The sequence below is a fragment of the Photobacterium aquimaris genome (assembly GCF_002954455.1).
Classification (GTDB): domain Bacteria; phylum Pseudomonadota; class Gammaproteobacteria; order Enterobacterales; family Vibrionaceae; genus Photobacterium; species Photobacterium aquimaris.
On record NZ_MSCC01000002.1, the window covers coordinates 1014313 to 1026723 of the forward strand.

Consider the following 12411-nt stretch of genomic DNA (forward strand, 5'->3'; position numbering starts at 1 on the left):
CTACCTTAAAAATAACACCTGAAGTTTTTCACTGGACCTATCAAGAAAATGCTAATTTAAATGAAAACAAAGCCATTCTTTTTTCAGATGATGATAATGCGTCTAGTTCATATAAAAATAATGCTATACGCTATGACTATATAATTGCCGCTCAGAAGAAATTACAACTCATTTTAGGTGAAAAGTCTGGCCTGTATTGGCTACATAGTAGTAAAAACAATCCATTAACCGTATTACCAACAAAACATTATAAGTAGCTTATCATGTTAAATATCAACTGATACACAATCTTAGCTCTGTCTATCTGTAATAAAATAGTGCCGTTACCGCCTTCTATATCTATTGCCAACAATACCTATCTTACTCCCCTTCTAGATAGATAAATAACAACTACCTATACCTCAAACACTTTGTATTAACATATATAGCCACATTATTAATAATAATTACGTATCGATATGCCATAATACTAACAATATGTTATGAATATAATAACTAAATATGATAATATCCTATAAGGATATTTTATATAAAATACATTAATAAGTAATAAATACCCTTATTAATATGTTAGTAAACTCAATGGTTAATCAACATAAGGAATGTATAGATGCCGCTTGATCTCATAACTAACTTGCTTACAAGTCCACAACTGTATTTACTGATATTTATTGTTGTCACACTTAAATTAAGCATTATTTTTGTACCACAAAACGAAGCATGGCTCATTGAGCGCTTTGGTAAATACCGTTCAACAAAGGAAGCGGGGTTAAACTTTCTAATACCATTCATTGATAGTATTAGTGCAAAAAGAAGCCTCAAAGAAACAGCGGTTGATGTTCCATCACAATCTGCAATTACCAAAGATAATATTAGCCTTGTGGTTGATGGCGTTCTCTATTTTCGTGTTCTAGAACCTTATAAAGCAACGTATGGTGTTGATGATTACCGCTTTGCAGTAACTCAACTAGCACAAACAACTATGCGTAGTGAGTTAGGTAAAATGGAACTCGACAAAACATTTGAAGAGCGTGATCTTTTAAATGCTAATATTGTTGCTGCAATTAATACCGCATCTGAACCTTGGGGTGTACAAGTATTACGATACGAAATTAAAGATATCGTACCGCCAAGTTCTGTGATGGAAGCAATGGAAGCACAGATGAAAGCCGAGCGAGAAAAAAGAGCACAGATTCTTGAATCTGAAGGTGATCGTCAATCAGCAATCAATGTCGCAGAAGGTAAAAAACAAGCACAGGTACTTTCTGCTGAAGCTGATAAACAAGAGCAAATTTTAAGAGCCGAAGGTGAAGCGGCTGCTATTTTGGCTGTTGCAGAAGCTCAAGCACAAGCGTTACGAAAAATCGGTGAAGCTGCTGATACAGAACAAGGCCAAAAAGCGATTCAACTTGAGTTGGCAACCAAAGCTATTGAAGCAAAAAAAGCCATTGCTAAAGAGTCATCGGTTGTTCTTCTTGCAGATGATGCAACGAATGCAAGCTCAATGGTTGCTCAAGGTTTATCAATTATTAACTCAATTAACAAAGCTCAAACAGGTAAATCCTAGAGCTAAGGTGTTATATGTTTAGCAATATTCCGCAAACATTAGTCACTTTAGGGCTATTAGCTCTTATTATCGAAGTGCTAATACTTGGTTGCAGTACCTTAGTATTGTTATTTTTCGGCGTTGCTATGCTACTTACGAGTAGTTTAATTTACATTGGTATCATTGATGCAAATTGGTTAAGTACACTTTCAACCTTAGCGATTATAACGTTATTGTTGACCATTATACTTTGGAAACCAATGAAAAAATTGCAAAATAAATCAGCTAAAACTGATATAAATAGTGATTTTGCTACTATCCAATTTGAATTAGAAAAAGACTTATTACCATCAACGCTGTATCACTTTAATTACTCAGGCATTCAATGGAACATTAAATCAACGTCAGCCATCGATAAAGGTGTCATTGTAAAAGTAGTCAGAAAAGAAGTCGGTATCTTATGGGTTGAACCTGTTGATAACACAATAAGTTAAAATAGCATATATAAAATATTTCATCTATAAATAAGCCGTTAATATTATTTAGCGGCTTTTTTTAAAACTTCTTCAATATAATATCTATTAATCAACAAGTTCTGTTTTTTCTAATAATTGACAAAACTGATGTTTTATAATTGTTTGGCTAATATAAATAACATTAATCGTATCATTAAAATACGTATATGCTAATCGAAATACAGCATCTTTGGCTGCTACAATTTTATATTCATAAATTCTTAATCCATGGTTACGCAATTGCCTTGCTGTCTTTATTTTTGCAGACTGCGTAAGAATTAAATGTGGTAACCGCTCTCTTACATCTTTATAAATAATTTCCTGATATTGTTGTTGTAAGTGAAAAAACTTTCGTAAATGTCTATTTTCGCTATAAGTAATATTCATGATGTCTTATATCTAGTTATAATTTTTACTTATTATATTCCTTAATTTTCAGACATTACAGTTTAAGCAGGTTAAATCCCCCTTCAAAAAAAATGAACATTATTCACAGAATGATCCTCATACTATGCAGAAAGGATAAATCTGTACCACAATTAAAGTGTACCAGCGAAAAAGGAATACGCTAATGAGTACAAGATTAAGTGATACAGTCAGTATTGAACTACATATTCAAGCCGTTGTTAGGGAAATTGCGACATTTACGGAACTAACAGCACGTTCAGCGTCCATTGACGATCGAATGCATGAGGCTATTTATCAAGGTAAAATCTTTTTTACGTTGTATTTAATGGTGCAATCACTTCATGGTGAGGCCAAAAACACTACTGCCAATATTCTTTCTCAATACAACATTACCACTCCTGAAGTTAATTTTGAGTGGGTAATACAACATTGCTTTAATATGTTTTATATTTCAAATCACGACAATGCAATAGAACAAGCAAATACCTGCGGTCAAATAACGACAGTAACATCTAATGATATGCTTCGTTGGCAGTCATCCCCTATACCTGAAAATCTTGAGAACATGATAACGGCACTTGCCAGTAAACATGTCAAATTTCTCGCTGACCTATTTTCACAAAAAGAAGATATTGATAATGAATTATTATCTGTTTTCAGTCGCGCAATGACAAATAACACATTAGATCTTGGCATTAAACTATCATCACAAGCCGGTGGTCAATTATTAGAGCAAGTGATCCATTCTAGAACAGGAACCGTATGCCTAATTTTTTTAAATATGACTAAAAATGAAGAAGAAAAACAGGCAATAAGCAATATTTAGCAGATATCGATAGCTTTTATAACACCTTAACCGTTAATGGTTTAAAACAGGGATTATTTTTTTAGATAAACTGTCTAAATAATTTACTTCCAAGATAGAGAATATGTCTCACTCATGAGTAATCAAGACATATTCTCGACTCATTAGTTTAAATTACTACAATTAACACATTCTATATTCAAAAATTAAATATTAAAACGCAATAATTAGCCTCACTATATTCACAAAATAAATACATCATTCTATATTTGTCAACTTTGTGATATTGATTCCATTTAAAATTGCATTTATATTAAGAATTCAGAAAATATTTTATTATCATTCAGCTATATTATTCTTAGGGTAACGATGAGTGAAAAAGCTTTCTTTATATATAATTCCTGTACAGTTATTTTTAGCTGCATATTGGTTGAAAAATGGCTTTCTTGATAAAATAGTCGGCATTTTTTTAGGTATAATTCACCCTGAAACTGCTTATTATGGTTTAACATGGAATGGTTGGCATGATCGTATTGTTGATAGCTGGGATCATAGCCAAATAGGGCATTTGTTTTTTAGCCCTTTTTTCGACATATTATTTCCTATAATTATAGTTTTACAATGTCTACCGTTTTTATTCATATTTATTTCGTTAATAAATAAAGAATTCATTACAAATACACATCGTCCATGGTTAATAAGATCAGCTGTCTCATCATTTATCGTCACTGCCATTATGCTTTTTAGCGAAACATTATCAAATACTAAAGATGCACAATATTTATTACATCTGTTTAGTATCAACATGATATTAATAATCTATATTCATTTCATTGAAAAAACAGTAGAAAAATAACTTCAAAAATCACAATAATGATAACAATAAAAAGAGTATTATTGCTTTTTTTATTGTTTCATTATTATAAATCGTTTGTCTTGCTCCCCTATCTATTTCACAAACCAGCTCATTATATTTTGGAATCTATATTCTCCGATCGAACCACAGATGTCATTGTTGTTACAACAGATGGCGGTACTGCAGATATTGATAATGCGACAGGTGCACTCACTGTGGGTAACTATACCGGATCATTTAATTTATCATTTACATTCATCGCCAATGATATTACTTTGCGATCACTTAATTACTCCTTTGATAAGCATACTACTATGATCATCGACTCAACGACGTTACTTGCCATTGCTATGATCTTTCTAGGGTCGTTTGTACAAACGGCTATCGGGTTTGGACTGGCGATTATATCTGCACCTATTCTTATTATTATTGCACCACAATATGTTCCTGCCCCTATTTGTCTTGTCGCTCTATTTATATCACTACTTAATAGCCGAAAATATCGCTCATCTATCGAACTCGGAGGATTAAAAATGGCTATTCTTGGTCGTATTCCAGGTTCGATGGCAGGTGCTGCGCTACTCGTTTTTGTATCAGCCCAGACATTATCTTTATGGGTTGGTTTATTAGTATTATTAGCTGTTTTTATTAGCATCATGCCTTTTAGAATTGAACCGACACCAACAAGAATGGTTTTTGCGGGATTTTTCTCTGGATTATTTGGCACAAGTTCAGCGATTGGTGGGCCACCGATGGCTATTTTGCTACAACATCAAGAAGCTAACCAGTTACGTGCTAATTTATCAGCATTCTTTGTCTTTAGCTCTATTATTTCCTTAACAACATTGATACCTGTTGGTTTTTTAAATCTTGAAAAATTATGGCTGACACTGCCGTTATTACCCGCTGCATGGGCAGGTTATTGGTTAGCACTTAAAACGACACAATCACTACCAAAAGAAACCATTCGCTACGGTGCATTAGCATTATGCTTTATTTGTGGTGCACTAGCTGTCTATAAAAGTATCGGGTGATACCGTCTCATGAAATAACAGTAGGAGTGACGATTATTCCTACTGTTAACTACACGCCGCTTAATCAATATTGACGCGATATACAATACTACCACTTTCACCAGGTCTTAATGTTCCGGCTAAGATCCACTTCACGCCACCTCGATAACCAATTGCATTCAATGGTGCGACAGGTACGAAGTTACATGTTAGTCCAGCAGGTATTGTGCCAGCAGTACAATTAATCGCGCTATTAAGCGATGTGTGTTCAGGTACAGTATCTAAGATCACCACTTCTTTAATGTCCCCACTGCCAGTATTGGTAAAAATAACAGTGTATTCTATGACTTCACCCGGTTTAGCCGTATTACTAATGTCATTACCATTTGATGCAGTTATATTGACGACTTTCTTCTCTAATTTCAGCGCTCCTGCACCAGAATAAACTGCACGTGCAGTATCTGAATCAACCACAGTTTTCGTCACACCATGCGCTGTTGAGGTCGTATCATCAAATACCATTTCCGCTTGAATATTATAATTAAATAGACTATCTAGGGAGACTTCTGCGGGAATAAAGACTTGGACAACTAAACACACTTCTTTATTGGTATCTGCATCAACATTAATACTATTTAAAATAGTCTGATCATTATTAAGTTGATCATCACAATCGATATTATGTTTTAACACCGTACTCCAATTGCTATTTGCAGGAGTAACTACTTTATCGATAATAGAAAATGTCACACTACCACTAGTGTTTGCTGTAAAGTTATGATGAAAAGTAATCATTTTCCCAGGCTCTACTTCGGAGTAGTTATCAGGATTCATAACTGGTTGTTGTACTTTACCAAAGTTGATATTTTTAAGATTATCACCAGCGGACGCAATCACAACCATTTGGCTATCTGTTACTGCCCCAGCTGTAACTTGTGCATGATTACCATTATTTTCACTAATATCAATCCAATTTGCTTGAGCAACGACATCAAGCTTAAGACTTTTACCAGCGAGAATAACAGGAATAATCAAACTATATTGCCCACTACCACCGCTAATATCCGTTGCAACCACATCACCAGAATTATAGCCTGCAGCAGCAACTAAGCCATTAAACAACGCCCTTACCGTAAAGCCTGCAATACCGGGTTCATTACCATTTATAATTCCATCATGCGCTGCCGTTGCCATTCCTAAGCCATTGTCTTCAAATACATTACCATTTAGTACAATTTGATTAATCAACCTAAATTGGTAATCTTCAACCTCACCATCAGCAGCTACACTCGCAGCACTATTACACGCACCAGCTGTACTACAGAGACGAAAACGCATAATGCTATCGCCGTTATAAGAATCTGTTTGTGCGGGATCAATGGTTATCTCAAGGTTGGTTGTCTGCTGACTAATCGCTTTATCATTTTCAATATGTTCATCGGTATCATTAAAGTCACCGTCACCATTAAGATCTACAAATACATTTAAGAACCCCGTGCTTGCTGGCACTGTCACTGCAACCTGAGCAGGAATACCTACGGTAATTGACGCAGGAACATTAACACCATCATCTTCAGGATCAGAATTAGCCGCACTGCTTTCTTTAGTGCTTAATTCACTGTCCCATAAACTACCTAAAGCCAGATCTTGATTGCCGTTACTTGCGCTATCGTGGTAACCATGACCAGCAATACCATAAGAGGTAACAGCATCACCATAATCACGAGAGAAGTAACAACCTGCGATATCTTGATCAACAATATTAATATCTTGCCCTTCTGCAAAGAAGGTCATTTTTCTTGTTAAGACATTTATTTTATAAATAGCTGACTTATTAATTAAATCATAACTGCCATCTTGGTTGGTATCATGATCACCATTATTAACAAAAGCATAAATATTATAACTTTTATCTGCAATCAAGCCGCCGGATATGGCTTCTCCGCTATTATCTTGTGGAAATAATCCACCAGTATAAATAATGTTCTGTTCAGTAACACTACCTTGCGCTGTAATAGATGACAGCTTACCTGTGGTCACCTTAGTCGCATAAATCATATCTGTTTCTGTATTAACGGCAATATCACCATCATGTATATATTGAGTTAACGGAATAACCTCAAATTTACCGGATGCTAATGCTATCTTTATCAGCCCTTTTAAGCTCGGTGAAGATGCGTAAAGATATAATCCATCCGTTGATATATCTCCCATCGTTACACTACCAATAGCATTACCTCCAACCGTTGATGCCAAAGTATCACCATCAGAAAACGTAATCACACCATGAGTAGCATGTGTTATTGATTGTGCGCCATTCGCCGTTATTGAATCTAAACCTATAAATGAATTACCCATACGGTCAGTATTAAATAAGTAAGCATCGTCACCACTATAAAAGACACCATAAAATAACCCAAGTATACGATTGAAACCAAAGCTATTAATATCAGTAACAGTAGGATGACCAGCTATAGTAATTGCTGACGACAAGGTTGTGAATGCCATCGGATTGGAGGCTGGATCTAATTGCGATAAAGCAGCGTTACTGCCACCTACCGAATCAGTTCTAAGAATGACATCACAGCTTGTGTTAGCAATTAAATCAGAGAAATATAATCGATAATCTTCGACTTCACCGTCATAAGAAATACCGTTTGGCGTATCACAACTTGTATTAAGACTACAAAGGCGAACCCGTAAAAAGCTATAACCTAATAACGTATTATTAGGTATAGTAATTGAATAAAGTTTACTACCCACAATTGCACTATTATCGTTAATTACTTTTTCACTAACTTCCCAAACACCATTTTGATTAAAATCAACCCAAGCATGAAGTTGACGTCCATTATCAACTTCTTCCTGAATTTCAATAGTTAGCTCAAGATCATTATGAATATCGATAAAGGGTGAAGAAAATGTCACACCATCATCATCAGCCAAATTGTCATTATCATCAGCTAACGCCAGTTTATCTTGTTCATTTATATTAGGATCCCACAACGTACCTAAACGAAGATCCATAATATAATTACCGTCGCTATCAGCTTCTCCATGAAAAGCATCGTTACCGGCTAATAAAGCATCACCCATATCACCTTGTAACACATCTGTCGACATTGCATAAATATTACTTAACCCTGTATCATCCTCAATATATATACTGATATCTCTATTACCAACAATGCTACTATTATTCTGATAGCGAATTGCTTTCATTAAACCAGCAGCAGTGGTTGTTGTCGCTTCATCATCAATAAAGTTAATCTGCAATGGCATTCCAACACCATTATTAATAATGTCAATTTCACCAAATAATACCCCTTCATAATAAACTTTATTTTGCGCATCAACGCGAATTTCACCAGCACCATCACCAACAGATTCAATAAAGGTAATTTCATTTGCAGCATCTTTATAGGCCACATTAATTTTAAGCTGACCGCCATTGAGGGTAACGCTATCAATGTCTGTTGATACTGCATCTCCATTAACATCCAAAGAAGCAACAAGCCCCATAATATAAAGGGATTTATCGCCATTAATATTTAAAATTTCAGGAGCATTAGGATCGGGAACAATATAGGTGATAGTAAAGTAGCCATGAACAAAATTATTTGTAGTATCAACAACTTGAAATGTCATTGGGTAAATGCCCGGATCTAACCCAGTACCAACGGGTCCTGGAGTAAAGGTAAACTCATCAACACCAGTTTCAACCAAAGCACCAGAGATATCACCTAAACTCATAACATCAATATTGGTTCCGGTGACATTAAAAGTATAACTGTCTCCTTTTTTAACAATCACTTCACTATCAGTGAAAGCAATATAATTAACGACAGGCTTATCAACAAGTTTAAATAGCACATCAAAATGTGTTTTAGACTTAATAACACCATTATTATCAACATCTTCTACAACTATACCTGCACTATATAGACCAGGAGCCAATGTTCCAGAGTTATTCCATGTTAAAACACCTGTACTCTCATCAATAGTTAACCCAGGTGGATTTCCGCCACCGCCCATTTCACTTGTATTACCAACACGGAATTTAATATTATCGCCATCAGGATCTAAGGCAGGAATTTTAATTGTATAATTCGTTAAAACCGAACCATCAGTGTCTTTTTGAGGAACTTGAAATAAGATAGGAAAATCAATAAGTGGGGCTCTATTACCACCTTGTACAAGAATTGTAGATTGTATATTCCAAGAACCACCAGAGTTATTCTTCAAATTAATTCGGCAACAACTACCATAATTAGCAAAGTACGTCGTATTTACATCAACATTCTTAATCTGAGTTTCTGATACTTCTAATTTATATTCACCATTGATTATTTGGTTAGTAATTACGCCAAGATAGGTTTTTGAACCACCAGAGACGGTTACACGGTTACCATTACAGTCAGATCGATTAACATGGCAGGCAGTTTTTAATGAAATAATCACATCATTTTTGATACCATCAGCATCTAAAGCAACAGGCGACCATGTTATACCCCCTCCACGCCAGTGAGCTGCATGAATCACTGTCGAAAAAAACACGCTACAAAAAAACATTAATAAAGTGATAATGTTAAATGTTATTTGTTGATAATTGTTATCTTTTTTATATATCATATCTCATCATCTGACTTTTGTATAAAGACCAAACAGACATGCATATATTAAACCAACTAAGCATCAAAAATAAGAATCTCATAATCAATTGATTTTAAAAAAATCAGAGCTCACTCATCAGATTCCATTTATATTTACAAAATACAATTTATCCTTGTTGATGATTTTTATTTTCCAATAACTCTAGATCCTTACTTATTATTTTTCACATACGGCAACCCTTATGTTAATGATATTAAAAGAATATAGCGTTACAAGGTTAACCAAGAGTAGCAACTCGATGAGATATTTTTACTGTTCATGAGTAAACTATAGGCTAAATAAACATTACATCCTCATATAATACATAAGGTTCTCAAACAAAAGCCCTGTTTTTAGACAATTTACTTCTTAAAACTGTCATCACACTGGATAAATATTTCAACAAGAGATAAATTAGAACTATGCGCATTTCTTATTAACTACCGTGCCGACAATGATTCAATCAAATATTTTACTTCGTTACCCATTTTTACGAACCTTTTTAAATTTAAGAACAAATATCGCAGCACTTAGCTTTATCAGCTGCTCTATACCTTTATTTCTTATGGGTCACGTCACGATGGGGATTGCATTCTCGCTAGGTAGTATCAGTTGCGGCTTTGCCGATACTTCAAGTGTTACCAAATACCGTATTTTAGATTTTACAATTGCCCTACCACTGTTTTTCTTGATCAGTTTAGGCATTGAAATTGTTTTTCCGCACTCATTATTATTTATTGGATCATTAGCTGTCGTTAGTTTTGCACTTTTTATGCTAGCGGTATTAACACCACGCTTAGGTGCCATTGGTTTTGCCGCTATTCTATTAGCGATCTATGCAATGCTATTACACCTTGATGGACGTCAAATATGGTTAATACCTTTATGGCTGACAGGTGGCGCTGTTTGGTATATTTTATGGCAAACTTTAGCTATTATTTTCCTTCCAAACCAAGAATCTAAAGATATTTTATCTGATTTATATCAGGCGCTTTCCAAAAAGTTGATGATTCATGATCAAGGCTTTATTTTTGCAACAGATAAAAATCAATTATTTATTCAATCTGCGCAATTACGATCACAAATCGCTGCTCTTTCACATACACTTGAATATCGAATCCACCAGCAATTTAGTTGTGGTGAAGACAGTGCAAAATTACAAGATATTTACCGCTTTCTAAAAATTGCGGAACGTATCAATGAACAAACACGACTGATGTATTTCACTTCGACACCGCTTTTAAAACAACATTGCCCGCAATGGTTAGAACATATCCACCATGCTAACCAAAAAATCAGCCAATATCTCGCACAAGTGAGTGTCAATAACGTCCACCATCTAGCATTACCGATCATTGATTTTGATGCATTACGTCGTTATCAATCCCCCAAAGAGGCACAGCAAGAAATCATCGCAGCACAGGCGTTTATAAACAAACTGGATATTATTTATCTGTCTTTATGTGAATTAAAAAATCAGTCAAATACATTAACTAACCCGACTATCACTAAACCGATTTTGTTAACCTGGAAATGGCGTGAAATAGCCTCTAAGTTAACCAGCCAAATGACATTAAAATCGAGCTATTTTCGTCATGCATTGCGTGGAGCATTAAGTCTTACCACGGGCCTTATCATAGTACGTTTATTGCATCTTGATTTTGGCTTTTGGACATTAATGACAAGTTTACTTATTCTTCGTCCTAATTTATCAATGACTTGGACTCGCTTACTACAACGTCTAACAGGCACAATCTGTGGTTTAATTGTGGTCGGTGGATTATTGCACTTTCAAGTAGCAACCAGTATTTTACCGTTTATGTTTTGTATTGCGGCGGTATTATTTTTTCATACATCAGCCCGTCATTATGGATTTGCGGTCTTTTTTGTAACCTTATTTGTTTTCGCTGGTTTCTCCCTTAATGGTCAGGGCGATAACATCATGCTACCACGACTTGATAACACCGTATTAGGGGTTATTATTCCACTCGTGTTTGTATTTATTTTAACCCCTGGTTGGCAAAAGAAATCATTTCCAACTCAACTTAATGCAACGATTAACGGCTATATCGATTACTTAAAAAGTTTACAAGTATATTTAGTAAATAAACAAGAGTCACAACTGAGTATCGTTCAAAGCCACTTCCAAGACTGCGTTGTTAATGATACCAACTTATTTGATCACTGGATGGGTTATCTTGGAGAACCGCACCGTAAATCACACACAAGCAGTCATATTCTATTGTGTAGCCGTAGTTCTAATATTATTTTACGGATCTTAACTCAGCTGAATGAAAATAAGCAGACTTTGCCGCTTAATCCTGATGTTAGTTCAAATCTAGAAAATGCAATTACGTCACTAACTTTATTACAGCAAAAGTTACAGCAATCACCACATCATACTGATTTATTTGAACATATATCTAAACAAGAACAAGTGATTTATCAATCATTTACTTATATAGAAAATGAAATTTATCGCTTAGATAATGACCAGTTAATCGTATTATTAGCAACAGAAATTAGGTTATTTCTTAATGCTATAAATCACCGACAGCAATAATATTGGGCCTGTATTGGCCGCAATAACACAGCAAGCATTATTCAGTGATAAA

Annotated in this window: 8 protein-coding genes; 6 read left to right on the forward strand and 2 right to left on the reverse strand. The window is 34.8% G+C overall.

What is annotated here, in order from left to right; all coding sequences use genetic code 11:
- Window positions 1–610 precede the first annotated feature (610 nt).
- Window positions 611–1567, forward strand: a complete 957-nt coding sequence (locus BTN98_RS15280; protein ID WP_060999390.1) for an SPFH domain-containing protein — start codon at window positions 611–613, stop codon at window positions 1565–1567.
- Window positions 1568–1581: 14 nt separating this feature from the next.
- A complete protein-coding gene (locus tag BTN98_RS15285) occupies window positions 1582–2040 on the forward strand; it encodes an NfeD family protein (RefSeq protein WP_060999392.1) in 459 nt (152 codons plus the stop codon).
- Between the two features lie 87 nt (window positions 2041–2127).
- Here BTN98_RS15285 and BTN98_RS15290 read toward each other — a convergent pair whose 3' ends face one another.
- Complete coding sequence (locus tag BTN98_RS15290) at window positions 2128–2448, reverse strand: hypothetical protein (RefSeq protein WP_060999394.1); 321 nt, start codon at window positions 2446–2448, stop codon at window positions 2128–2130.
- 184 nt (window positions 2449–2632) lie between these two features.
- Between BTN98_RS15290 and BTN98_RS15295 the strand changes: the two genes are divergently transcribed.
- The 3 genes from BTN98_RS15295 to BTN98_RS15305 all read left to right on the forward strand — a co-directional run bounded on the left by BTN98_RS15295 (window position 2633) and on the right by BTN98_RS15305 (window position 5164).
- Entirely contained in the window at window positions 2633–3295 is a 663-nt protein-coding gene (locus BTN98_RS15295) for a hypothetical protein (protein ID WP_105030032.1), read from the forward strand.
- 352 nt (window positions 3296–3647) lie between these two features.
- The gene (locus tag BTN98_RS15300; RefSeq protein ID WP_060999397.1) at window positions 3648–4130 is read left to right on the forward strand and encodes a hypothetical protein; all 483 of its coding nucleotides are present in this window, start codon (window positions 3648–3650) and stop codon (window positions 4128–4130) included.
- Between the two features lie 314 nt (window positions 4131–4444).
- Window positions 4445–5164: a sulfite exporter TauE/SafE family protein gene (locus BTN98_RS15305; RefSeq protein WP_060999443.1), complete on the forward strand. Its 720-nt coding sequence runs from the start codon at window positions 4445–4447 to the stop codon at window positions 5162–5164.
- A 60-nt stretch (window positions 5165–5224) separates the two neighbouring features.
- On the opposite strand, the gene BTN98_RS15310 is transcribed toward BTN98_RS15305, so the two are convergent.
- A complete protein-coding gene (locus BTN98_RS15310) occupies window positions 5225–9775 on the reverse strand; it encodes a GEVED domain-containing protein (RefSeq protein WP_060999399.1) in 4551 nt (1516 codons plus the stop codon).
- Window positions 9776–10376: 601 nt separating this feature from the next.
- Between BTN98_RS15310 and BTN98_RS15315 the strand changes: the two genes are divergently transcribed.
- Window positions 10377–12359, forward strand: a complete 1983-nt coding sequence (locus tag BTN98_RS15315) for an FUSC family membrane protein (protein ID WP_060999444.1) — start codon at window positions 10377–10379, stop codon at window positions 12357–12359.
- Window positions 12360–12411: the final 52 nt, after the last annotated feature.